We start from the raw sequence: 23,840 nt of genomic DNA, 5'->3' as shown, positions 1-23,840 counted from the left end.
ACAGCAGATTTCAAAGGAAGTCGAGAAAGCGCTGCAGCGAATGGGTGTGGTCTCCATCCCAGAATTTCGAAAGCTTTCTTTGATGTCTCCGATTCAGATTTGCCTGATGCTAAGTTGAAACTAAGTGGAAACTAAGTCGAAGTTTTAAAACCTGATTTTCAAGCGCCTATCATTTGAATAGTGGTGCGGATAATTAGGTTTTAAGAAACTTTCGCGAGAAAAACGCCAGAATTGCCGGGCTTTTTCTTGGGTATCAGGCCTGAATTGAATTAAAATGGCTGCTATCTCAGCCGATGCAACTTGAATTTTTGGCGATTACCTTCCCATAAGTTCAGAACAGACTTGTGTCTTACCGGACGCAGCCCAAGTTCTTTGCACACAAAAATCACAAATTTTTTGGAGCTCTACCATGTCATCCGACACAGCAATGAAATCTGCTGGTCTGGTGGAAGCGTCTTCGCTTTCGTCCGCCTCAGCTATAGCATCAACTTCAGCAACATCCTCCGACATCAATGCAACTACTGCATTTGTACACGAATTAGCGCCAGTCACTCTAGACGATAAATACACCTCGAACACCGGCACGATTTTCTTATCAGGCATTCAGGCATTAGTGCGCTTGCCGATGATACAAAGACAGCGTGATCTCGCCGCTGGCTTGAATACGGCTGGTTTCATTTCAGGCTATCGAGGTTCGCCGCTCGGAGGTTTGGATGAAACTTTGTGGAAAACCAAAAAACTCTTAGAACAACATCACGTTAAGTTCGTCCCCGGCGTGAATGAAGACCTCGCCGCCACCGCTGTGTGGGGCACACAAACTGTGGATCTGATAGGTCCCGCAAAATACGATGGCGTGTTTGGCTTGTGGTATGGCAAAGGCCCGGGCGTTGATCGTAGCGCCGACGTCTTCAAGCACATGAACCACGCAGGCACATCAAAACACGGCGGTGTGATTTTGGTGGCGGGCGATGATCACGGCGCTTATTCTTCAACGCTGCCACATCAGTCCGATCATATTTTTTCTGCTTGCATGATCCCGATGTTGTATCCAGCCAATGTGCAGGAATATCTGGATTTGGGTTTGCATGCTTGGGCGATGTCGCGCTTCTCGGGTTGCGCTGTGGGTTTCAAAGCATTGGCGGATACTGTTGAATCGACTTCCTCAGTGGATGCCGATCCTTTCCGTTTAAAGATCACAATCCCAGAAGAATTTGTGATGCCAGAAGGTGGTTTGAATACGCGTCTCTCGCTTGATACATTGGGTATACAAGCACGTAAGCAAGAAGCCTTGATGCAGGATTACAAAATTTACGCAGCATTGGCTTATGCCCGCGCGAATAAACTCAATCACGTCACGATAGATAGTCCGCACGCCAAACTCGGTATCGTCGCTTCCGGTAAATCTTATCTCGATGTTTTAGAAGCATTTGAAAATCTCGGTATTGATGAACAAATGGCGGCTGACATCGGCATCCGTTTGTATAAAGTATCGATGCCATGGCCACTCGAACCCGATGGTGTGCGTGAATTTGCGCAAGGTCTGGATGAGATTTTGGTGGTCGAAGAAAAACGTCAAATGGTCGAGTACCAACTCAAAGAACAACTCTACAACTGGCGCGATGATGTGCGTCCACGCGTGATTGGTAAGTTTGACGAAAAAGGCGAATGGGTGGCGCCGCGCGGTGAATGGTTGCTGACCTCGAAAGCGGATTTCTCCGTATCGCAAATCGCTCGCGTAATTTCAGCACGTATTGCGCGCTTCCATACCAGTGATTTAATTAAAGCTCGTCTGGCTTTCCTCGAAGCCAAAGACGAAGTGCTGAACAAACAAGTCAATACGCCAGCGCGTCCCGCTTACTATTGTTCAGGTTGCCCGCACAATACTTCCACCAAAGTACCCGAAGGTAGTTTGGCTTTAGCAGGTATCGGTTGCCACGTGATGGCGACCGCGATCTATCCTGAGTTTAATAAGTTGACGACCCACATGGGCGGCGAAGGCGCACCGTGGATAGGTCAAGCAGCGTTCTCGACCTTGCCGCACGTTTTCCAAAATCTGGGTGATGGCACGTACTTCCATTCCGGCTATTTGGCGATACGCGCCGCGGTTGCTGCGAAGGTCAATATCACTTACAAAATTTTGTATAACGATGCAGTTGCGATGACAGGTGGTCAGCCCGTCGATGGCACGATTAGCGTACAAATGATGGCGCAGCAAATGGCAGCCGAAGGCGTGAAGCGTATCGCTTTGGTGACCGAAGATCTCACGCGTTATACAGATCGCAGTGGCTTACCCGCCATCATCAGTTTGCACGATCGCAAAGACATGGATGCAGTACAACGTGAGTTGCGTGAAATCGAAGGCGCGAGTGTTTTGATTTACGATCAAACCTGCGCCGCTGAAAAACGTCGTCGTCGTAAAAAAGGTCAATTCCCTGACCCGAATCAACGCATGTTTATCAACGAAGCAGTGTGCGAAGGTTGCGGTGATTGTGGTGTGCAATCGAACTGTACTTCTGTCATGCCGGTGGAAACCGAATTCGGTCGCAAGCGCGCGATTGATCAGTCTTCCTGCAACAAAGATTACTCTTGCGTTAAAGGTTTCTGTCCTAGCTTCGTCACGGTAGAAGGCGGCAAGTTAGTGAAGTCGAAGACGGGTGTAGCGAAGACCGATGATTTCGGTGATTTGCCTCTACCAGTATTGCCAAGCTGCGATACTTCTTACAACATCTTGTTGAACGGTATTGGTGGCACAGGTGTGATCACAGTTGGTGCTTTGCTCGGCATGGCTGCGCATCTCGAAGGCAAGGTAGCTTCAGTGCTCGATATGACCGGCATGTCACAGAAAAATGGTTCAGTGACTTCGCATATTCGCATCGTAGAAAAAGTCAGCAAACTCCGTGCGCAACGCATTCCTACAGGTGAAGCTGATTTGATTTTGGGTTGCGATATTTTGACCGCAGGCCAACATGATGCCATCTCTAAGATGCGTGCAGGTCGCACCCGTGCGGTGATCAATACGCACGAACAGCCAACTGGCCCATTCGCTAAAAATCCTGATTGGCAATTCCCTTTAGAATCAACTGAGCGTCTGATCTCTGATTCAGTTGGTGGCAATGTCGATTTCGTCAATGCGACCAAACTCGCGACCGCCTTGATGGGCGATTCAATTGCCACCAATTTATTCATCTTAGGTTTTGCCTTCCAAAAAGGCGCGATACCTTTGTCCGAAGCCGCTTTGTTACGTGCGATTGAATTAAACGGTGTGGCAATCGACGCGAATAAGAAAGCCTTCCTGTGGGGCCGCAGAGCAGCAGTCGATCTGGCACGTGTAGAAAAAATCGCGATCCCGGGTCAACCGGTTGTGATTCAAATGCCGCAAAGTTTAGACAGCATCATCAAACGTCGCGTTGCTTTCTTAACCGAGTACCAAGACGCCGCTTACGCCGCTCAATATCAAGACCTAGTAAGCAAAGTACGCACAGTCGAAGAAAAAATCGGCGGCAATAAATTAGCGACAGCGGTAGCAAAATATGCCTACAAATTGATGGCATACAAAGACGAATACGAAGTCGCGCGTTTGTACACGAATGGTGAATTCACAGAAAAACTCAAACAACAATTTGAAGGCGATTTCTCAGTCAAATTCAATTTAGCGCCGCCGCTATTTGCTAAGAAAGATGGTCAAGGCCATTTGATCAAAGCGCAGTATGGTTCCTGGATGTGGCAAGCCTTTAAATTGCTGGCAAAATTCAAGGGCTTACGCGGCACCAAACTTGACGTATTTGGCTACACCGAAGAACGCAAACAAGAGCGCGCTTTGATCATTGATTATCGCGACACGGTCTTGGCTTTGCTGACCAAGTTGAACGCAGACAATCTCGATCAAATCGTCGCGATAGCGAGCTTGCCAGAAAAAATCCGTGGCTTTGGTCATGTGAAAGAAAAGGCAATGCAGGCTTATCATGTTGAGAAAACGGCTTTGATGAGTGCGCCTGGGAAGCAACACGCGGCTTGAAATTGAGTGCGTAGGGTGCGCCATGCGCACCGTTGTCTGATTATTCAACGAAAAACGGTGCGCACGGCGCACCCTACGAAATTGCCAAAACCAACACAAAACCACAATTAATAAGTGACGCGAACGTAAACGTAAATCGAAACGTCATATAATCGAAAAAACACCCAAACCATGCCACAAGCATCTAAGGAAAGAAAATGACTGATCTGTCAATTACTGAAAAACTCACCGAATACAAACCCGCCAATAAAGTTCGTTTCGTGACTGCAGCTTCCCTGTTCGATGGCCACGATGCCTCGATCAATATTATGCGCCGCATCTTGATGGCAAATGGCGCGGAAGTGATCCACTTGGGTCACAACCGTTCGGTAGAAGAAATCGTCACGGCAGCCCTGCAAGAAGACGCGCAAGGCATCGCGATTTCTAGCTATCAAGGTGGTCACGTAGAGTATTTCAAATACATGATTGACTTGCTCAAGCAACGTGGTGGTGAGCATATCAAGGTATTTGGCGGCGGCGGCGGTGTGATCGTGCCAGAAGAAATCGCGGATTTGCATGCCTATGGCGTGACGCGTATTTTTAGCCCAGAAGACGGTCAGCGCATGGGTCTGGTCGGCATGATTTTGGCGATGATCAAAGCTTGTGATATTGATCTCTCTTCGTTTGCGCCGACGACGCTGGATGTCTTGCAGCAAGGTGATTTGGCCGACAAACATCGTCCATTGGCGCAACTGATTACCGCTTTAGAAAACGATAGAGTCGATGCAGGTTTGCGCGCCAGTATTATTGAATCTGCGAAAACCATCAAGACGCCAGCCTTTGGTATCACAGGTACCGGCGGTGCAGGTAAATCTTCCTTAACTGACGAATTGATACGCCGCGTTCGTCTCGATCAAGATGATGAACTCAATATCGCCTTGATCTCGATTGATCCATCGCGTCGTAAGTCTGGCGGTGCTTTGCTCGGTGACCGTATCCGTATGAACGCGATCAATCCGTGGAAAGGCAAAGTCAAAGTTTTCATGCGCTCTTTAGCGACACGGGAAGCAGGCTCAGAAATTTCGCAAGCTTTGCCTGACGTGATCGCCGCGTGCAAAGTCGCAGGTTTTGATTTGGTGATTGTTGAGACTTCAGGCATAGGCCAAGGCGATGCAGCAATCGTGCCGCACGTCGATTTGTCGATGTACGTGATGACGCCAGAATTTGGTGCCGCGTCACAGTTAGAAAAAATTGACATGCTCGATTTTGCTGACTTCGTTGCCATCAATAAATTTGATCGTAAAGGCGCACAAGACGCGCAACGCGATGTGGCAAAACAATATCAACGCAACCGCGAATTGTGGACTAAAAAGCCGGACGAAATGCCAGTCTATGGCACCCAAGCTTCACGTTTCAACGATGATGGCGTGACGGCTTTGTATCAAGGTATTTTGCCTGAATTGGTGGCACGTGGTCTCAAAGCGAAGCCAAGCAAACTCGCAGTGGTGACTACCAAAACCTCGAGTGCGCAAAATGTGATCGTGCCACCTGCACGCAGCCGCTATCTGGCAGAAATTGCCGACAGCGTGCGCGCCTATCACAAGCACACGCACAAGCAAGTTGGTATTGCACGCGAACGTCAGCAATTGCAAGCGACTAAGCAGATGTTGTTAGACTCCTCCCCCTTCAAGGGGGGGGCAGGGAGGGGGATGGGTTTAAGTGTCAGCTCGACGCAAACCCATCCCCACCCTAACCCTCCCCAAGGTGGTGAATATTCGGGGGAGGGAACTTTCATCGCGCTAGAGCAGTTGATCGTAGACCGCGACAACAAGCTAGACGCAGAATCCAAAAAACTCGTCGCCATGTGGCCAGATATGCAAAAAGCCTACGCTGGTGATGAGTACGTCGTCAAAATCCGCGATAAAGAAATCCGTACCCGCCTCACACAAAAATCTTTATCCGGCACCACGATACGCAAAGTTGCCTTGCCACGTTTTGAAGACCACGGCGAAATCTTGCGCTGGTTGATGTTAGAAAACGTCCCAGGCTCTTTCCCATTCACGGCAGGCGTGTTTGCATTCAAACGTGAAGGCGAAGACCCAACCCGTATGTTCGCCGGTGAAGGTGATCCTTACCGTACCAATCGTCGTTTCAAACTCGTATCGCAAGGCATGGACGCTAAGCGTCTCTCAACTGCATTCGATTCCGTGACTTTATACGGCGCAGACCCAGCTATCCGTCCTGATATCTACGGCAAGATTGGTAACTCTGGTGTATCGGTTGCGACTTTGGAAGACATGAAAGTCTTGTACGATGGTTTCGATTTATGTGATCCAGCGACATCGGTTTCCATGACGATCAACGGCCCGGCACCAACGATTTTGGCCTTCTTCATGAATACTGCGATTGATCAGCAAATGGATAAATTCCGCGCAGACAATAAACGCGAGCCAACTGCAGATGAGGCGGCAAAAATCCGCGCATGGGTATTGATGAATGTACGTGGTACCGTACAAGCCGATATTTTGAAAGAAGATCAAGGTCAAAATACGTGCATCTTCTCGACCGAATTTTCACTCAAAGTGATGGGCGATATTCAAGAATATTTCGTGCATCACCAAGTGCGTAATTTCTACTCCGTGTCGATCTCCGGTTACCACATCGCTGAAGCCGGTGCGAATCCGATTTCGCAACTCGCATTCACCTTGTCAAACGGTTTCACTTTCGTCGAAGCCTACCTCGCACGTGGTATGCACATCGACGATTTCGCCGCTAACTTGTCCTTCTTCTTCAGCAACGGCATGGACCCAGAATACACAGTTTTAGGTCGCGTTGCCCGCCGTATTTGGGCGGTATCGATGCGCGACAAGTACGGCGCAAACGATCGTAGCCAAAAACTGAAATACCATATTCAAACTTCAGGCCGCAGCTTGCACGCACAAGAAATCGACTTCAACGATATTCGCACCACACTGCAAGCGTTGATTGCAATCTATGATAATTGCAACAGCTTGCACACCAATGCCTACGACGAAGCGATCACCACGCCGACTGACGAATCGGTTCGTCGTGCTTTGGCGATTCAATTGATCATCAACCGCGAATGGGGTCTCGCGAAAAACGAAAATCCTATCCAAGGCAGCTTCATCATTGAAGAACTCACTGACTTGGTAGAAGAAGCCGTGATGCAAGAATTCGAACGCATAGCAGAACGCGGCGGCGTTTTAGGTGCAATGGAAACCGGCTACCAACGCGGCAAGATCCAAGAAGAATCCATGCACTACGAACACCTGAAACACGACGGCACTCTGCCTATCATCGGCGTCAACACCTTCCGCAATCCTAAAGGCGGAGAAGCACCACAGAAGATAGAACTCGCCCGTTCTACAGACGAAGAAAAACAATCGCAACTCACGCGCTTGGCAGACTTCCATCAACGTCATGCGGATGTCGCACCACAGGCGCTGGCAGCTCTGCAGCAAGCGGCGATTAATAATGAAAACGTGTTTGCGAAATTGATGGATGCAGCGCGGGTTTGTTCTTTGGGGCAAATTACTACGGCCTTGTTTGAGGTTGGGGGGCAGTATCGTCGCAACATGTAAATGGCACGCCGTTAAATCCAATTGGCGGGCACATAGCTTCGTTGCTTATCCTCGCAATACTTCAGTATTGCTGCGGGAAGCGCCTAGCTCTGTATCCCGCTAATTGAATTTTCCGGCATGTCATGACGCTAGTTGGCAAACGCAATATCGACATATTGCTCCGTCGTGCACAACCCGCCTTACGCTGTGCCTCGTCATTTGTGTCTTGATTGCTTCGTGATACGCTTCGGGTTTTGAATCAATTATCTATTCACCTGCGCCTATTATGAGATCTCGTCGGGTAATCACAACCTTTTTCTTCTTGCTCCTTTCTCTAGCCTACACTGGCAGCAGTACTGCGCAAAATCGCTTGCGTGACGCCGGAGCTGGTTGTACCTGGAAAGCATACGAGTTTCGAGATTTGGGCGTGAGAATTAACTACAAGAGCTGTGATCCTTCGCAAGACCAATGGGAGTTGCGACAGAAAGATGATTGGATAATGCAACATCGTTTAGGCGATGATGTGATATTCGGTAGTCACTATCTGATTAAAGTTTTTACGAAGCCTGAGAATCAATCAATAGAAGACGCGATTCGTGAGCAAGTGATTGCTAAACTCGAATTCGAAGGAAGGCAGCGCTATAGATCGGTACGACGCGCCCAGGTATCGGCCCGTAAGTTTTGTGAGCCTGTCGATTTTGGTCTTCGTCACCGAATCAGAGCGAAGTTCTTGAGCGACGACAAAGCTGGAGGGAAGGTGTTGTTGGAGTTGATCCCGAGGCCGAGCTCTTATCGACGAAGAATTGAGAGAGGCCTACAACAATTTCCACGAGATTTTGGTTGTGGTTCCTACGGAGCAGGACAAGGTACTCGCTATTTTGAATATCATCCAAAGGAATCGAAAAATCGCTTCATTTTCGTCGAATTTGGTTGGGATGATGATGCTTTATTTGAGGAAAATTCGATAGAACTATTCGAGCCAGCAAGATAGGGTGGGTGCAACCCGCGCCGCAAATCACCTTAACGATTTATCGTTCAAATATTTTCTCTCGCATCAAATTACAATCGCGGTATTTTGAAAATTCTGGCAGCGCGGGTTGCAGCCGTTTTACAATTACGAATCAAACACATTTTCGACTAAACATGATCCGACTATTTCTCTGCTTATGCATCACGCTGTGTTGCGTCTCAAACGTTGAGGCAACGGATTTGTTAAAACCAAACAGCATTTATTGCTCAGAAATCTACCAAAAAGATGTCGTCGATATTGCAGACGCGAAAACCGACGACCAAGTCAAGCGCGCAGTAGGTGGCGCGATCTTTGCTGGTGCATGCACAGGTGCTTCACACGATTACTTTGTTATTTCTAAAGTCGAAAGCAAGAAAACACCTTTAGGCAATTTCTATGATTGCTTCGTGATTTCTTCTCTTTCTGATACTGAACGATTTTGCTCACCGTTTGATCGGGTCACTAGCGTCAAGCAGGAGAAAGCACAACGTACGGGCGACTTTGAAATTGTGATTCAAAGTCAAGCTGGCGTAAAGGCGAAGTGCATTGAGGGGGGATTGATTATGATTTCGAAGTCAAATCAGTGGAAGAGAATTCCTATGATTTTTCCTATTGATTTGATGTCAGATGAAGTCAATATTTCTAAAGACTTGAATTATGAGCTTCGCAACGGCTGTCGTGGCGTAGACTATACTGACTAACTCATTCATGAGGGCGGGTGCAACCCGCGCTGTAAATCGACCTCGACGATTTATAGTCCAAATATTTTCTTTTGTTTCAAATTATCATCACGGCATTTTGAAAATTCTGGCGGCGTGGTTGCATCTGCCTTACGATTTACCAATTGCATGCCTATCACTTTTTGTGTGTGTTTAGCTCAAGGTTTCTAGCGCATGATAAATTCCGAAAATCCAATAAATGGGTAAAGCGCAACGTATCGCGCCTTACTTTGCGGCCTCTAGTTTATTGAATGAGCAAATTCACCGTTGTGGAATCGTCGGCGAACTTTGAAAAACCTCCCAATATGTCTAAATGACGTACTTCAAGTAGCATAGGGTGAGTACCGGGAGGCAATGTTACTGCGCGTTTCATGTCACCACAGGATAATGTTCTCAATGTGCTGTTATTTTCTGCGATATAAGAATCACACAGAATCTCATATGTGGTCACGCCACATGCACTACTAGATGTCATGCACGGGCTAGGATAAGCCAACAAAGAATACTGGTCTGAGTTGGCAGGGTTCTTCAGGTTCACCGTGATGACATCGAATACGCTTGTGATATCCACCTTAACTTTTATTGAGAATGGCGTAGGCGTATTGACATTCGGTTTTGGTATAGGGTTCGGCGTAATATTAACGGAAAGAATTTTTGATTCATTGAGAATTTCACCAAGTTTATCGTTGAAATTTCCACCACAGGCAGAGAGCATTAAAAATGTTGTGAGTGATATTAGTGTGTATCGCGAGAAATTTTTGGTGATGTACATAAAGACGATTGACTCAATTAAGTGCGTGAACAAGGGCGTGCATTATAAGGTGGATTTCACGCGAAGTGCCAATAAGCCTATAGACCTTAATCATGCAGAGCAGAAACATCTTGTGCTACAAAGCACTTCAGCGATTTATCGTTCAAATATTTTTCTTATACCAAATTTTTATAGCAGCATTTTGAAAATTCTAGCGACGCGGGTTGGGCCAGTCATACGATTTTTATCGTGATTTTTACTTAGACTTATATATCGACATTAGCCGTAATTAGGTATTCAATTCTGTAGTTATCAAAATAAATTGGTGTATTAGATAATTTCTCATACAATGCCCAAACGCACTTGGAAGAAACGTCTCATGGATAAGGTGCAAACACCGTTATTTCGGTCGTAATTTCTTAATCTACTTGAATCTACTCATGAAAATTATAGCCCCACTTTTTTTAGCAGGTCTTGCATTATTACCTGTTCATGTCAGCGCGCAGTCGTCTGGATTTAGTCTTAAGAAGATCATTAAAGATAGTGTCAAAGAAGGGCAGCAGAGTGCGTCTAAGCCAGAACAAACTGCGGGAACACAGTCTGCCACATCAACAGGCACATCGACCACCGCTGGCAGCATAGGGTCTACTCCAATAGGGTCTACTCCTGTCAAAGAAGGCGTTGTGCAATTGGATGGGATGCCTATCCCAGGTTCGCCGGGTTTGCTGCTGGATTCGAATTCTTTTGTTAAGTTTGCTGGGTCTATTCGCAAGCCAGAAATTGGTGGTATCAGCTTAGGAATGAATGTGAATGATGCTTTACCGCTCATCAAAAAGCTCAATCCAGCTTATCGCGTAGAAACTCTGAAGATTATGGTGAATAATTATCGCGGGGTGACTGCGAAAGCTGGCCCTGCGAACACGATACCGACGGATCAGTTTACGGTGTATTTTAACGAGGCAGGCAACATTTGGCTGGTTAATCGCCATATCGAACTGCCGAAAGATCAACCGCTTTTATTGGAAACTTTCAAAAAAGCCTTATTTGAAAAATACGATGCACCGAATACGCTTATCTCTGAACGTAATCGTGCCAATTACCCGCATTTTGCTTGGTCTTATGGAATGAATGGTCAGCAATATGCATCGCATAATTTGGATTCCAAATCGGGACCTTGTGGTTCGCTGCCGTACACAATGCATGTACCGATTACGGATTCTGTGACCATCCCAAATAATTTTCGTAACACCTGTGCGTTAGCGCTGACGGTCAGTGCTTACATGCAATCGAATACAGACTTGATTCAAAGCTACACCATGCTGATGTATTCCCCTGCACTGATTCGTGATGTGAACACGATGAACTCGCTGCAGGCCGAATACCTGAAGCAAAAACGTGAAGCCGAAGAAAAAGCGCGGGCGAATAAGCCGCAGTTTTAATTGCATCAAAGAGGCGGCTTGAGTTTGCAGAGAGCAAAAACATTGCCGCCAACTCTGAACTTGCAAGTCTCATCGCATCTCGGGTTTGATCGGGTATCACGATGCGGGTTCCAGCTGATGTGGTCAGCAGCAGGATAATTCAAGGCGCATCAAAGGCATCAAGCCTCTCTTACCCAATCCATTACCCAATTTGTTTGCCAGGTCTCACCGCCATCATTAGAACTGGCTTGTTGCCAGCGGCAAGTGGTGGCTGTAATGTTATCCCACACGCCCCGCACTTGAGTGCTTTGCTCACCCTCTTGGCTTTCTTCAATAAACACGCCACGCCCCTCATGGAAGCAACCTTCTACACCCGGGGTCATGAGTATGCCTCTTTTGGCATTCATCCAAAAATCCGACCAGACTTGTTTTTCCTGATTTAATATACGTAAGCCCATACCGCTAAAATCGCGCGCTGGAATCCGTAGTTCTTCTATGCTAACGGTGCCGTTTAAGATAGACCAGCAACTGGCTTCTCCCTCGAAACTATCCCAGACTTCTGGCTGACTAGATTTGAGTTGACGATGTTGAATTTTCCAATGTCCCGAGAGAAAATCAAAGTCGCCTGCTTGTGCGTTTCGGTCAACTTTGATTGAAGAACCGTTATGGTGTTTTGTGGTTGGTTTCATGTTTATCTTACTTTCTATTATTATCGATGAGTATGCGCGCTGATGAATCTGTGACATAGTTTTGAGTGCTCTATGATAGTGTGGTGGATGTCAGACCACCATGTGAATTTGAAAGTGTTCGCGACCGTGAACAGGCACAATTGAAGTTTATTTGCGAGGTTTACTTTGAAATTAGAAATCGATAGTTATGACAGAAAGATTCTGTCATTGTTGCAGGCGGATGCGCGTTTGAGTTATTCAGAAATTGGTCGTCGGATTCATCTGACTTCGCCGGCGGTGGCGGAACGGGTGCGTCGTTTGGAAGAAGCACAAGTGATACAGGGATTTGCGGCACAGGTCAATTTACGTGCCCTAGGCTATAGTTTTGAGGCCTTGATCAATATTACCTTAGATTCGCATGATGATTTAGACAAATGGGCAAGCCAGCATCTGGAAGTGCTTGCCGTGTACGCGACGACAGGTGAACAATGTGCGCTTATTCGTGTCGCGGTAGCTGCTCCGGAACATTTGCAAAGCCTTATTCAATCGCTGGGAAAAATTGGTAGAACGCAGACAGCGATTGTGTTGTCAACGCAGTTTGAGGGAAGAGGGTATTTACCCGCTGATCAGATTAAATGGTAAGGCGGAAAATTATTCTGAATTATTCTGAATTATTCTGAAAAACGGCGAGTCAGGATACTCACCGTTTTCATCACAAATAAGGTCTAGTTTTTTACACTACTTGTCGCCACAGGCTCAATTGTTTTACCAGCATTCGCCAAATTTTGGCTAACCAAATTAGCCAACAATACATTCACCAAAGAACCAGATCCTTCCGCGCCATTGCCACCGGCGATGATGTGCGGTACCAAAGGAATCTTCGCTTCTGCCAATGCTCTGCCAACTTCGATCAAGGCGTAATTGCTTTGTCCGACCGCCGTGGTTTTGCGTTGTATGACTTCGGCTTCCGCAGTACCGACTGCCAGGGTATTTTCAGCCTTGGCTTTGCCGACTACGCTAAACACTTGCGCATCCGCTTCGGCGTTGACGATTTTGGAACGCGCATCGCCTTCTGCATTTAAGACGCGGGCATTCTTATCACCTTCGGCTTTTTTCACCATCGCGCTCGCAGCGAATTGTGAGATTTCAACTTCACGTTCAGCCGCCACCACTTTAGATTGGGTGTCAGCAATCGCTTGAGCTTGCGCCAATTCTTTGCGTGCGACTTGTGCCAATTGCTGTGTTTTGAACGTGACTTGTTCTTGCTCGGCGATCTTCCTATCGGTCAGCGTTTTCATCAAAGCATCAGGTGGAGATATGTCACCGATCAGGGTGTCGACCGCCATCACATTGTATTCAAGCAGCGCTTCAGCAATGCGATTTTTAGCATCAGATTGACGTTGTGCGCGGCCTTTTAGAAAGTCGATCACATCCGAGCCTTGTGCCGTGTTGCGGAAGTAATTGCCGATAGTGGGTTCCAATACTTGCGTGACCAGACTCGCGACATTACCGAAGCGCGCGATGACTTTCGGTGCATCGGTGCGGGGGATGTGAATAATCTGTGATACATCCAAGTTAAACGTAAAACCGTCAGAGCTACGCACCGTAATTGTCGACAGATTTTTGTCGAGGTTGTGTGCTTCGGTTTTGCCAGTCGCCCAGTTCAACACCACGTTCGCAGTTGGTACGCATTCGACTTTATGGGTGTAAGGATTGATAGGATATTTGCCCGGATCTAGCGGTTCTACCCACACACCTTTTTGACCTTTTCTGACCAGATTGCCGTGTTTAAAACTATCACCGGTCACATCTTCACCTTCGCCGCCGACATAGGCGATGACGACACCCGCATTCGCGATGGGTACTTTGGTCATTTCGACGATTTCTACGGTCGCGAACATAGGATTGATAAAGTAACGACCAGCAAGGATGACTTGTTCTTGCAAGCCTTTATAGCCACCCGCATCGATGAAAGCTTGTCCGTGTTGGAACATATTGTGATTCGCGATTTCTTTACCGGCAATTTCACCGGTATTCAGTGGTGCGCCTTCTTTGGTGGTGACCACGCCGACCATATTGTCTGGAATGTCGATGACATTCACAGCTTTCACGCTAAACAAACGCGGATTGATACGATACTGACCATTCGGTACGACCGAGATTTGCGGTCCGCGTTCACCGCCGCCTCTTAAGAAAGCTTGTGCATCTTGGAACATATTTGATTCGACATGACGAGCTAATACGCGACCATTTGGAATCGGGAATCCACCATGCGCTTCGACGATACCGATCTGGTTTTTTTCGATAGAGGTGACGGGTTCTTTGGTCACACGAAAGAGTAAAGTATTGACGCGGTATGAGCCTTCAGGCATGACCAAACCTTGCGGGCCACGCTGACCGCCACCGGTCAAGAAGGCGCGCGCATCTTGATACATATCGCAATCGACATGCTGGCCGATGATGTCACCATCATTCAATGGGCTACCGTCACGGGATTCAACGACGCCGATAAAATTTTCAGGAATGATCGTCAATTCTGCGTTCACGACCGTGTATTGCCACGGCCATAAAGCGTAATGCACGCCAGACGCCAGCGTATCGACCTGATCACCCGCTTCGCCGCTTAAGGCGACGATTTTGCCCGGTGGCAGATCTTTATGCTCGCCCCATAAAACAAACTTCTTGGTCACCAGACCTATCATATTGTCGGGGATGATAATGACCCCAAAAAACCAAAGCACTCTGCGCCAGGCGATGACGAGTAAAACCAAAACCAAAATCCATGAGTACGACCAAGGCAATGCACTCACATTTTCTAAACCGTTCATTATTTACCCCTTTAATCTTCATTTGGATGTTAACGAGTCCACAGACTTCGCGACTTCAAGATAATTATTTTTAGCTTGTTCGGTTGCTAGTTTTTGTGGTTCGTTGAAGCAGTATAGTAATTGAAATATTTTCAACAATGGCAAATTTTCGAATTTTTAACCAGCCGGTTTTACTTGAATAATGTGAAGAAGCTTGCTGCTGTTTTCTTGGAGTATCTTTTGAGGAATTGCAGGAGGTGTGTGAACGTCTATGAATACATCATCAACGGACACTGTAAAAGATTTTGAAATCATCAAGGACTTAAGCGTCGTCGAAACCATCCGGTCAAAGACATCCTGTCCCGCGTCGCGGGTAGGACTTCGTGCAGCATCTCCGCCGAGAGAAACACCACCATACGGCAAGCTATCGGTGCAATGTCTAGTGTTGGCAGTTGATGAGGATGCAGGCGAAGTGCACCTCCTTGCTCTATGCACCAATTTTCATTGAGATAGATCACAACTGAAATCACGCGTGCATCATCGTTGTGAAAACGATCCAGATGCTTGCTGTAAGACGCTCCCGGAGAATAGAAAGAAAAATGCGTTTCGTAGTTATCTAAGCCCAGATACAGACTTTGGTTCAGGTAGACGCGCAGTTGTTCCATCATCACTAGATAGGCGTCGCACACGAGCGATTGACCGGCTTCCAGCCAAGCGATCTGGTCACTGCGTAGTTGCGTATGCAGACCTACCTGCTGATGACCTCCAACGCGTGCCACGCTTAGCATGTTTGCTGTGTGTAGGGTGCGGCATTCCGATGCCAGGATCGCACTCAGTTCGTGCGTTAAAAATAGGTTGTGCTGAGACCAGCCATGCTGGATCAAGTTATCGCATAGTGTTGGAAAACTGGCCTCCGTTATGAATGGAGCAGAAGTTGGAATAGCAGTTGGAATAGCAGTTGGAATAGCAGTTGGAACAGCAGGGGGAATCGAGTACGGAATGGCGTGCCTCTTGTAGGGGTAAATAATCGTGCATGTGCATCGTATAGACCCAAGAAAGAGGGAAGTTGGTATTTCGTTTTTCTACAACTTTCAGTACATTGTTCGTTTGATCTTTGCTTTAATTTTTGCAGCTAATTCCATGCACACTTATTCTCCTAAGAGTGCCAAAGTGTGATTCCATTGCTCGACCCACGGGGTTAAAAAATCATGCTCTGTGAACACGCGTTTCAGGCGCGACATAGGGACGCGATAGCCATCATTTAATCCTAAAGCCAGCGTGACGGGATGCCATAGCCATTTGCTTTTCGCCCCCTTCGCACTACGTTTTATGCGCGCCCCTTCATCACCAAAAATTGCTTCGCCGCTCATCAAGGCCTTTTCTAAATTAAATTTAACTAAGCCACTAAAAGCGAATAAGACTTGCGCTTGCGTGATGCCGTCTTGAGATTCTGTTACTTCCGTTTTTTGCACTTTGACCGATAAGGTATCTTTCTTCGTTTGCGTTATTTGCGTTATTTTCGCTACTAGGCGATTTAAATCTTTACGCAGAAATCGTAGATCAGCCAATGGAGCGCGGATACCCGGCGGTGGCAACTGGATCGCAATTTTATCGGCATCTTTCGTCATCGTAATCAGAACGTCTTCGCTACCAGCGGCTAATCTTTGCGTGTCATCTTGAAAAAATATGGGTGCCGCAAAACCGCCATTCGCATCACCGAATAATTCAGGATATTGCGCGTCATAGTCTAACCAGACATAAGGCGTCATCCCATTTTCTATTAAGCGAGATAGGTTCCATGTGCTGCCCGTTTGTGCTTGTAGCCAGACACAGGCTTCTGACAGCGTAGCACGGTAGGCTAATTCTTTGTCGTTCATGGAAATGCTCTTTGCAGACGGGTGATGTGAAACGCTTTGCGAAGAAATCGCAGCGGGATTGCGTGTGGTTGTCACACGGATTATAGGCTAGTGTGCGATGGCTGGTGCATCAATAAACCAAGATCTTGAATAAAAAGAAAAATATTGGAATAATGCTTGCGCTTATCGAGAATAGCAAAGTTAAGAGACGATGCAACGATAGATGAAAAAAACAATTGGAGACATTATGCGTAAATTACTTGTGTTGGCTGGTGTGGGCAGCCTCAGTTTGGGCTTAACTGCTTGTCAAAATGTTGCGGTGAAAGATTCAGATTTGATTCGTCCAGATAATTTGACCGGCTATAAAACCAAAGCCGTATTTGATGCAGAAAAATTGAACAAAGTGTTGCCGCAGGCGCAGCTGAAAGAAGAAGCAATTCTCGTGCAGGCATCAGGTGCAGATGCCACGCAAATAAAAGAGGGGAATGTGACGATCAAGGGCGTGAGTGTTACGCAGCCTGAAGCCAAAGCAACCGTATTATATTTTGGTGGAAATTTGACGCACGTCGATGAAAACGGTCCGCTCCTATCGAATTTGTATGCGGCTTGTCCGGCGAATTTCGCCACCTTTGATTATCGTGGTTATGGACGCAGCAATGGCGCACCAGACGTCCATGTACTGAAGGAAGATGCCTTGCGTATTTATGATCATGTTCGGGCTAAGACGCAAGGAAAACTCGTGGTCTATGGATTCTCATTGGGAAGTTTTATGGCCGGCTATATTGCTGCGAATCGTCCGGTTGATGGTCTGGTGTTAGAAGGGAGTAGCACGAATCCCTACGAATTAATTAATGCGAGAATTCCTTGGTATTACCGGCCTTTTGTCACAGTGACAGTGTCCGATAATTTGAAAACAGTCGATAACCAAGCCGCTGTTTCTGCCTTTATAGGAAAAGCCTTGGTGATCACTGGTGAAAATGACGTCTCAACGCCAGCCGAATTAGGCCGCAAATTGTTTGAGAGCATGCCAAGTCAAGACAAAAATTATTATATGGTACCGAATGGCACGCACAGCGCCTTGAACAAAGATCCGCAAGTGAGGACGATGTACTGTAATTTTATTCAAAAGCTAGGTTGAGTTAAATATGGCTAGAACGCGTACGTAGCGGCCTAGCCATATTGGTCAAAATTGAACGATAAGACGCACGCTGTCTATGCTAAAGCGTTCTGCAAAAATGGTAAAACACGAGACCGGTAAGCCTCCCCCGCATCCCGATACGCAAAGGTGTGATCAACGCCAGCTAACACCATCAACTCCGCGCTTGCTGCATTACTAAACGCCCGTTGCAGGCGTTCGCCGTGACTCGGTGGCGTATAGATGTCGGCATCGCCATAGATTAGTAGCACTGCCGGATTATTCTTCACCAACGTCGCTTGTCGTTCTGGCCTCAGATTGCGTTCCAAACTGGGCCAGACGATTTGTGACATGCGCAGTGCTGCATGAGCGACTGGATAATGCTTCCAAAATTCCGGCAGCGTGGGGAAGGCAGCTTCGAGTACGGCCGCTTGATACGGACTGCCATCGCGTGCCATAGCGCATAGACCCCAGCCTGCGCCGAATGACGCGCCGACTAAACCAACTTTCAATTCAGAGTGGCGCTGCTGTGCCCAGATGCCGGCAGCGAGTATATCGGCCGGATAATCGAAAGACGCAGCTTCACTTTCGCCAAATCCATTAGCATCAAATACCAAAACATTGAAACCTGCTTGTCGGAATAAATCAGCATGTCCGTAGCGCAGCCAGAAGCCTTTCGCCGCTTTGCCCATGGGATGCGCAAGCACCAAAGTCGCTGTCGCTTTGTTAGTTTCTGAATTGAATGCGGCGCCCCATAAACCTTGTAAATGCGCGCCATTAGTGCTCCGAAAACGTACCCGTTCCCAAGTCGTTTGGTCGGTATCGCCAGGCCAGATCCAAGGCACTTCAAAACGTCCGAAGAAAGGTTTGCGCAGCAGGCGGTGTAGTTGGCTCATGGGACTTCCTCGCGATGATGAGGGGAGACGGGTGGCGAATTGCTTGTAGCGATCATTAGCGATCATAACAGCGAAGGCAAGACCGCTTCAAAGTACAAAGACTCTAAAAAGCTGGTGCAGAAAAAATCTCAAACCTCACGTAACAAAAAATCTACGCAGATATAAATTGCATTATGATGTCGTTTGACATTGGAAGAGCCGCTATGGCAGAAGTACTTCTTATCAAGGTCAAATCTAAACGAAAAAATACCAAAGGACATTCATGAAAAAATGGATCTACGCCATCCTGTTTGCCAGCGCAACAGCCACTAGTTTCGCGACACCGACACTTGCTCATGCAGAAGATGCAGCACTAAAAGCCGCGGTCGCAGCACCTACTCGTAATAAAGATAATGTGACCCGTGACCCCGCCAGACATCCCTACGAAACCCTAAGTTTCTTTGGAATTAAGCCAAACATGACGGTCGTAGAATTGGTGCCGGAAGGTGGTTGGTACACAGAAATTCTGGCGCCATACCTGCGTACCAATGGCACTTTGATTGGTGCAGGCGATCCTTTAACAGAAGATCAAGAAGGTTTTTATACCCGCTTGTTTAAGAAATTATTAGATTCAAACCCTGCGGTATACGGCAAGGTAAAGATGGGCGTGTTTCAACCATCGAAGAAAAAATTTGATTTTGCTAAAGACGGCAGTATCGACATGGTGCTGACGTTCCGTAATGTGCACAATTGGGTGAGCAAAGGCGATGAAGATGTGCGCGCTGCATTTAAAGCCGTTTTCGCTAGTTTAAAATCGGGTGGTGTATTTGGTGTGGTCGATCACCGTTTGCCAGCAGGTATGCGTCAAGCGCCGGATGCGCGTGGCGGTTATGTGCATGAATCCTATGTGATTCGTCTGGCGGAAGAAGCGGGTTTTAAATTGGCAGCGAAGTCCGAAGTCAATGCTAATCCTAAAGATCTGGCCGACTATCACAATGGCGTGTGGTCATTACCGCCTTCATTCGCGAATGGAGACCATAATCGCGCACGTTACGCCGCCATCGGTGAAAGCGATCGCATGACTTTGAAGTTTGTGAAGCCTTAAGCTCCAAATAAGTTCCGAATAAGTTCCGAATAAGTTCCGAATAAGCTCTGAACTTTGAACTTCGAGCTATCAGTTTGAAACTGTTCAACACGGTTCTGTAGCAAAGTACAGAACCGTGTTACTAGCCAATTCCCCTGCAGTGAAGCTCAGTTCTTTAAGTCGTGCTGGCGGTCAATTTGGCACCACTCACTGTTGCATACGCGTTCACCAATAGATAGTAGGTGCCTGCAACAGGATTAGTAAAAGTGATGACTTCCGCATTGGTTTGTCCATCCGATTTTTTGGTGTAGTCGCTGATGGTTGGTGCACTGTTTAATTTCGCATACAGATCACCATCGCCGGTACCGCCTGATAACTTAAAGCTCAGTGAACTCTTGGCCGTCGGCAGAGTGATAGCAAACAGCTTGCTGGCATTGGTCGCGAGTGCAATATTCACGATTTCGCCATTGGCAATGGGCGTCGCAACCGGTGGCGTATCATCTTTAGGGTTGCCGACAGCCGCACGGGTTGCGCCGATTTCTACGTCACCAATGTAATTACTACCGCTTTGCGTGACATTCACCAGATAGCCCGCGCCGCCTTCGTTGAGATAGATGCTATCGGATTCATTCGGTGTGATCGGTGCACCCTGTTGATAGATGGGATTACTGCTAAACACTTGGTTGACGGTAGTGCGGTTAAAGTACAGTTGACAGACAAAGACGCTGGCTAAGCTGGCGCCGCTGGCATTCGGGCTGACACGTGCGGCTGAGCCTTGAATCGCCACATGAATATGAATTGCACGGCCACTGTAACTACCAGGAAATAAGGTGTCAAACTCCACCACGCCATTCGCATCCGTTTTGAGATAGCCGCGACAAAAATCCTGACCTTGTGTGCCAAATGCCGCATAACCTGAATACACGCCTTTTGCATCTGCCGACCAAATGTCGACTACGGCGTTCTTAATCGGCGCGCAGCCGTTTGCGACATCGACCAAGCGGATCCTTAAGGTCAGTAGTGCGCCGGGCTTGAGTGCGGTATTACCACTCGTGTTTGCCCGCAAATCTTTGCGATTGAGCAGGCTGACATTGGGGTAAGGGCCAGCGGTACTTTCTTTATTGATTTTACAGGTAGCAGCCGTGGCGTCTTTACCCATTACCGCGAACAAGGAACTGGCACTGAAAAGTTGTAGGGCTTTACGCCTTTGATTTGATTCTATCGTCATGATTTGTCTCTTTAATGTTTTATATTAGTAATGATGTTTATCAGCGGCAGTGAGTTGAATATGGCGTTTTTCCTATTTGGCGAAACGCATATTGTTGATTCATTGCCAGTGGAATATTCGTAAAGACATGGAGACACCCTCCGCTTTTTTATATCAATACAAGCTAGTGTCTTCATTTCGCTACGAAATCACATCGTAAACAAAATGACTACAAATAAATATAAGTTATACTGAACATGTTTGTTTCATATTTCTTGCAAATCGTGGATAGAAATCATGGCTAGGTATCATGGATAGACTGACGGCGATGCTAGTATTTACCGAGGTAGCACGGAGCGGCAGCTTTAGCCTGAGCGCAAAAAAGCTGGCGATGTCGCGCGCGATGGTGACGCGTCACATCGACGTCTTGGAAAGCTGGTTGGGCGCACGCATCTTGCAAAGGACCACACGTCACGTCAGCATCACACAGGCAGGAGAAGCCTTATTGCAACACAGCCGTCATTTGTTAAGTTTGGTGGAACAAATTGAAGAAGAAAGCGCTAGTCAAAAACATGAACTACGTGGTCAATTAAAACTGACTTGCGGCGTCGCCTTAGGACAAACGCATGTGGCAGCCATTCTCACAAAATTTGTCAGCCAGCATCCGCATTTGAAAATTGATTTGAGCGCGAGTGACGATGTTGTTAACCTGATTGAAGAACGTATTGATATTGCGATTCGTGTCAGTAACACGCCCGATCCTATGTTGGTGGCACGTAGTTTAGCGGTATGTGATTCTGTGCTGGTCGCTTCACCTGGCTACCTGGAACAATTTGGGCTACCGCAACAGCCACAGGATCTACTTGAACATCGTTGTTTGAGTTATGCCAATTTTGGTAAGTGTGTATGGCATTTAACGCGAGCAGAACAGCATGTGGAGATCGCCATTTGCAGTTATCTGAGCTCAAATGAAACCTCTGTGGTTTTGCGCTACGCTTTAGAGGGCGGAGGGATCGCGATGCAGCCAACTTTCTTGGTGAATGAATACCTGAAGCAAGGCAAACTCAGCCTGGTCTTGCCCGACTGGCATCCACCCAGTATGCATATCTATGCTTTGTATCCTTCGCGTCGTCATTTATCTCCGGCGGTGCGCGCCTTGCTTGATTTTCTGGTGCTGCAATTTGCTCAACCTGCTTGGTAATTAGTTGAGTGCATTGTCCAACAGCAATTCTCTCAGGTATCTTTATTAATCTTGATCTTGAAAAAATGAAACGCATTAAATGCAAACGGCATTAAAATGCTGTGAGATCCTTGACTCGGATTTTGTCTAAGCTCATTTAGTTGCCTCAATAAGTTACCTCAATAAGTTACCACATTTACTTAAATTTCATTGGATATATATGTTCAAACAAAAACTGGTGCATTCTATATTTGCTGCATTTGTCGCGTTTTCAAGTTATGCGAATTTTGCTCAAGCGCAAACCACGGTCAAAGGTATGGAAACCGTCGGTGTAAAGATTGGTGCGACGCAAGCCGAGATGGAATTGGCACTAAAAAACGAAGGTTATTATTTTTGGCGCAAGAGTACGTTCAAGGCGGAAGCAGGTTTGCCCGAGCGCATCGCTACCGCGCATTACAAAAAAGATGGTAGAAATTTAGAGCCCGATTTTTTGATGGTGGCTTTTAGTCCAGTGACTTCCAAAGTCGTCGCACTTAGTCGTAGTGAACGTTTTAACGTAGAAGTTTTGGTCCCCGACTTAGTAAAAAATATGTCGGCGAAATACGGTACACCGGCTGCCGTGCGTGGTACTACTGAAGCCTCATGGGTAGAAAAACGTGCTGGCAAAGACTCGACACCATTGACACAATGTGAAGCGGCGGCGGGTTTGCAAATCAATTATTCAGCGACCATAGACAATTATGCCAGCTGCAAACGCGCGGTACGACTGGCGATGAGCCCGGGGCCGAAACCACAAATTGTGTGGAGAATGACACTGAATCTGGTGGACTTTGAGACTATGTATGACGAGACTATGCAATTGAAAAATGCGTTGAAAGATAAGGTCGATATCAAGTCGCAATGATTAGGTGCGATTACCAAAATAGAGATATATGTTATTCAAAATTAGTGATTTAGAAAATCAAACTGAACTGCGTTGGAATGATCTCTATCAGAGAGAGGAATACCCTAGCTTTTCTCGCTTACGTATAGGATGCAAGTCAAAAGAGATTCCTTTGATTCTTGAGTTCTGTAAGGAAATAGGCGGAGAATTTGGTGTTTTACATGTTTTGCTTGTATCTCGCTTAGGTAAGGAGTCTGGTCGATATCAGTCTCCTTATCCACTTTCATATGATGAGCTTGAGCTATTCTTATATAAGCACCAGGACTATTTTGAGCAAGACGGTAGGCAGCATCTGTGGGTCTCATCTGTATTGGGTAAAGGCCAGTTTATATTTGACCAGCATAATTTTATTTACGCCTATGGCCCGATTGATTCATTCGCGGCAATACTTAAGAAGAATGGTTTTGTCGAAGGGCAGATTAATATTTCTGCCCCACACTGCCATCACTACCATATCGAATTCGACAATGACGAAGACGCGGTAAATAATGCCTTCGAGTGGTTGTATTCACCTTTGCGAGATGGCGACGACACGTAGCCATTTGAAAATGTATTAGTTCGGAAGCTTGAAAGCATGTGCATATTGGGCTGTGGCAATTGCCTGTCAATTGTT

The 23,840-nt window shown here is 46.9% G+C and carries 18 protein-coding genes; 11 read left to right on the top strand and 7 right to left on the bottom strand.

Annotated features, from left to right (window positions below):
* The first annotated feature begins 409 nt into the window (after positions 1 to 409).
* The 4 genes from H8K55_RS05400 to H8K55_RS05385 all read left to right on the top strand — a co-directional run bounded on the left by H8K55_RS05400 (position 410) and on the right by H8K55_RS05385 (position 9,285).
* Complete coding sequence (locus H8K55_RS05400) at positions 410 to 4,015, top strand: indolepyruvate ferredoxin oxidoreductase family protein (protein ID WP_186941058.1); 3,606 nt, start codon at positions 410 to 412, stop codon at positions 4,013 to 4,015.
* A gap of 197 nt (positions 4,016 to 4,212) precedes the next feature.
* Entirely contained in the window at positions 4,213 to 7,596 is a 3,384-nt protein-coding gene (locus H8K55_RS05395; RefSeq protein ID WP_186941057.1) for a methylmalonyl-CoA mutase family protein, read from the top strand.
* A 301-nt stretch (positions 7,597 to 7,897) separates the two neighbouring features.
* The gene (locus H8K55_RS05390) at positions 7,898 to 8,566 is read left to right on the top strand and encodes a hypothetical protein (RefSeq protein ID WP_186941056.1); all 669 of its coding nucleotides are present in this window, start codon (positions 7,898 to 7,900) and stop codon (positions 8,564 to 8,566) included.
* A 218-nt stretch (positions 8,567 to 8,784) separates the two neighbouring features.
* The gene (locus H8K55_RS05385; protein WP_186941055.1) at positions 8,785 to 9,285 is read left to right on the top strand and encodes a hypothetical protein; all 501 of its coding nucleotides are present in this window, start codon (positions 8,785 to 8,787) and stop codon (positions 9,283 to 9,285) included.
* 262 nt (positions 9,286 to 9,547) lie between these two features.
* Here the strand turns inward: H8K55_RS05385 and H8K55_RS05380 are convergent, their stop codons facing one another.
* The gene (locus H8K55_RS05380; RefSeq protein WP_222612374.1) at positions 9,548 to 10,018 is read right to left on the bottom strand and encodes a hypothetical protein; all 471 of its coding nucleotides are present in this window, start codon (positions 10,016 to 10,018) and stop codon (positions 9,548 to 9,550) included.
* A 476-nt stretch (positions 10,019 to 10,494) separates the two neighbouring features.
* Here H8K55_RS05380 and H8K55_RS05375 point away from each other — a divergent pair, with 476 nt between their 5' ends.
* Positions 10,495 to 11,493 carry a hypothetical protein gene (locus H8K55_RS05375; protein WP_186941053.1) on the top strand — a complete coding sequence of 333 codons (999 nt, stop codon included), beginning with the start codon at positions 10,495 to 10,497 and terminating at the stop codon, positions 11,491 to 11,493.
* Positions 11,494 to 11,651: 158 nt separating this feature from the next.
* Here H8K55_RS05375 and H8K55_RS05370 read toward each other — a convergent pair whose 3' ends face one another.
* Entirely contained in the window at positions 11,652 to 12,161 is a 510-nt protein-coding gene (locus H8K55_RS05370; RefSeq protein WP_186941052.1) for a hypothetical protein, read from the bottom strand.
* A 165-nt stretch (positions 12,162 to 12,326) separates the two neighbouring features.
* Here H8K55_RS05370 and H8K55_RS05365 point away from each other — a divergent pair, with 165 nt between their 5' ends.
* Complete coding sequence (locus H8K55_RS05365) at positions 12,327 to 12,782, top strand: Lrp/AsnC family transcriptional regulator (RefSeq protein WP_186941051.1); 456 nt, start codon at positions 12,327 to 12,329, stop codon at positions 12,780 to 12,782.
* Between the two features lie 83 nt (positions 12,783 to 12,865).
* Here the strand turns inward: H8K55_RS05365 and H8K55_RS05360 are convergent, their stop codons facing one another.
* The 3 genes from H8K55_RS05360 to H8K55_RS05350 all read right to left on the bottom strand — a co-directional run bounded on the left by H8K55_RS05360 (position 12,866) and on the right by H8K55_RS05350 (position 16,824).
* Entirely contained in the window at positions 12,866 to 14,968 is a 2,103-nt protein-coding gene (locus tag H8K55_RS05360; protein WP_186941050.1) for an SPFH domain-containing protein, read from the bottom strand.
* Between the two features lie 293 nt (positions 14,969 to 15,261).
* On the bottom strand, positions 15,262 to 15,726 hold the full coding sequence (locus H8K55_RS05355) for a 2OG-Fe(II) oxygenase (RefSeq protein WP_329604999.1): 465 nt from the start codon (positions 15,724 to 15,726) through the stop codon (positions 15,262 to 15,264).
* Between the two features lie 369 nt (positions 15,727 to 16,095).
* On the bottom strand, positions 16,096 to 16,824 hold the full coding sequence (locus H8K55_RS05350; protein WP_186941049.1) for a hypothetical protein: 729 nt from the start codon (positions 16,822 to 16,824) through the stop codon (positions 16,096 to 16,098).
* 226 nt (positions 16,825 to 17,050) lie between these two features.
* On the opposite strand from H8K55_RS05350, the gene H8K55_RS05345 reads away from it, so the two are divergent.
* The gene (locus tag H8K55_RS05345) at positions 17,051 to 17,941 is read left to right on the top strand and encodes an alpha/beta hydrolase (protein ID WP_186941048.1); all 891 of its coding nucleotides are present in this window, start codon (positions 17,051 to 17,053) and stop codon (positions 17,939 to 17,941) included.
* Positions 17,942 to 18,015: 74 nt separating this feature from the next.
* On the opposite strand, the gene H8K55_RS05340 is transcribed toward H8K55_RS05345, so the two are convergent.
* Positions 18,016 to 18,834 (bottom strand): alpha/beta hydrolase, encoded by an 819-nt coding sequence (locus tag H8K55_RS05340; RefSeq protein WP_186941047.1) that lies wholly within the window; start codon positions 18,832 to 18,834, stop codon positions 18,016 to 18,018.
* A gap of 262 nt (positions 18,835 to 19,096) precedes the next feature.
* Between H8K55_RS05340 and H8K55_RS05335 the strand changes: the two genes are divergently transcribed.
* Positions 19,097 to 19,918, top strand: coding sequence for a class I SAM-dependent methyltransferase (locus tag H8K55_RS05335; RefSeq protein ID WP_186941046.1), 822 nt, complete (start codon positions 19,097 to 19,099; stop codon positions 19,916 to 19,918).
* A gap of 154 nt (positions 19,919 to 20,072) precedes the next feature.
* Here H8K55_RS05335 and H8K55_RS05330 read toward each other — a convergent pair whose 3' ends face one another.
* On the bottom strand, positions 20,073 to 21,125 hold the full coding sequence (locus tag H8K55_RS05330; protein WP_186941045.1) for a pre-peptidase C-terminal domain-containing protein: 1,053 nt from the start codon (positions 21,123 to 21,125) through the stop codon (positions 20,073 to 20,075).
* 289 nt (positions 21,126 to 21,414) lie between these two features.
* Between H8K55_RS05330 and H8K55_RS05325 the strand changes: the two genes are divergently transcribed.
* From H8K55_RS05325 to H8K55_RS05315, 3 genes are all read left to right on the top strand, one after another.
* Positions 21,415 to 22,305 (top strand): LysR family transcriptional regulator, encoded by an 891-nt coding sequence (locus tag H8K55_RS05325; RefSeq protein WP_186941044.1) that lies wholly within the window; start codon positions 21,415 to 21,417, stop codon positions 22,303 to 22,305.
* A gap of 199 nt (positions 22,306 to 22,504) precedes the next feature.
* A complete protein-coding gene (locus tag H8K55_RS05320) occupies positions 22,505 to 23,188 on the top strand; it encodes a hypothetical protein (protein WP_186941043.1) in 684 nt (227 codons plus the stop codon).
* A gap of 28 nt (positions 23,189 to 23,216) precedes the next feature.
* Entirely contained in the window at positions 23,217 to 23,765 is a 549-nt protein-coding gene (locus H8K55_RS05315; RefSeq protein WP_186941042.1) for a hypothetical protein, read from the top strand.
* The last annotated feature ends 75 nt before the right edge of the window (positions 23,766 to 23,840 follow it).

The sequence above is a fragment of the Affinundibacterium flavidum genome, assembly GCF_014284175.1.
Lineage (GTDB): Bacteria > Pseudomonadota > Gammaproteobacteria > Burkholderiales > Burkholderiaceae_D > Undibacterium > Undibacterium flavidum.
Note: the sequence above shows the minus strand (reverse complement) of the source record. Positions and strands in the feature narration are given on the sequence as shown.

Excerpts from the sequence above, each read along its gene's own strand:
- H8K55_RS05360 (WP_186941050.1), bottom strand. The coding sequence starts at position 14,968 with ATGAACGGTTTAGAAAATGTGAGTGCATTGCCTTGGTCGTACTCATGG.
- H8K55_RS05400 (WP_186941058.1), top strand. The coding sequence starts at position 410 with ATGTCATCCGACACAGCAATGAAATCTGCTGGTCTGGTGGAAGCGTCT.
- H8K55_RS05330 (WP_186941045.1), bottom strand. The coding sequence starts at position 21,125 with ATGACGATAGAATCAAATCAAAGGCGTAAAGCCCTACAACTTTTCAGT.
- H8K55_RS05340 (WP_186941047.1), bottom strand. The coding sequence starts at position 18,834 with ATGAGCCAACTACACCGCCTGCTGCGCAAACCTTTCTTCGGACGTTTT.
- H8K55_RS05350 (WP_186941049.1), bottom strand. The coding sequence starts at position 16,824 with ATGAACGACAAAGAATTAGCCTACCGTGCTACGCTGTCAGAAGCCTGT.
- H8K55_RS05380 (WP_222612374.1), bottom strand. The coding sequence starts at position 10,018 with ATGCTCTCTGCCTGTGGTGGAAATTTCAACGATAAACTTGGTGAAATT.
- H8K55_RS05325 (WP_186941044.1), top strand. The coding sequence starts at position 21,415 with ATGGATAGACTGACGGCGATGCTAGTATTTACCGAGGTAGCACGGAGC.
- H8K55_RS05335 (WP_186941046.1), top strand. The coding sequence starts at position 19,097 with ATGAAAAAATGGATCTACGCCATCCTGTTTGCCAGCGCAACAGCCACT.
- H8K55_RS05345 (WP_186941048.1), top strand. The coding sequence starts at position 17,051 with ATGCGTAAATTACTTGTGTTGGCTGGTGTGGGCAGCCTCAGTTTGGGC.
- H8K55_RS05375 (WP_186941053.1), top strand. The coding sequence starts at position 10,495 with ATGAAAATTATAGCCCCACTTTTTTTAGCAGGTCTTGCATTATTACCT.
- H8K55_RS05395 (WP_186941057.1), top strand. The coding sequence starts at position 4,213 with ATGACTGATCTGTCAATTACTGAAAAACTCACCGAATACAAACCCGCC.
- H8K55_RS05315 (WP_186941042.1), top strand. The coding sequence starts at position 23,217 with ATGTTATTCAAAATTAGTGATTTAGAAAATCAAACTGAACTGCGTTGG.
- H8K55_RS05320 (WP_186941043.1), top strand. The coding sequence starts at position 22,505 with ATGTTCAAACAAAAACTGGTGCATTCTATATTTGCTGCATTTGTCGCG.
- H8K55_RS05370 (WP_186941052.1), bottom strand. The coding sequence starts at position 12,161 with ATGAAACCAACCACAAAACACCATAACGGTTCTTCAATCAAAGTTGAC.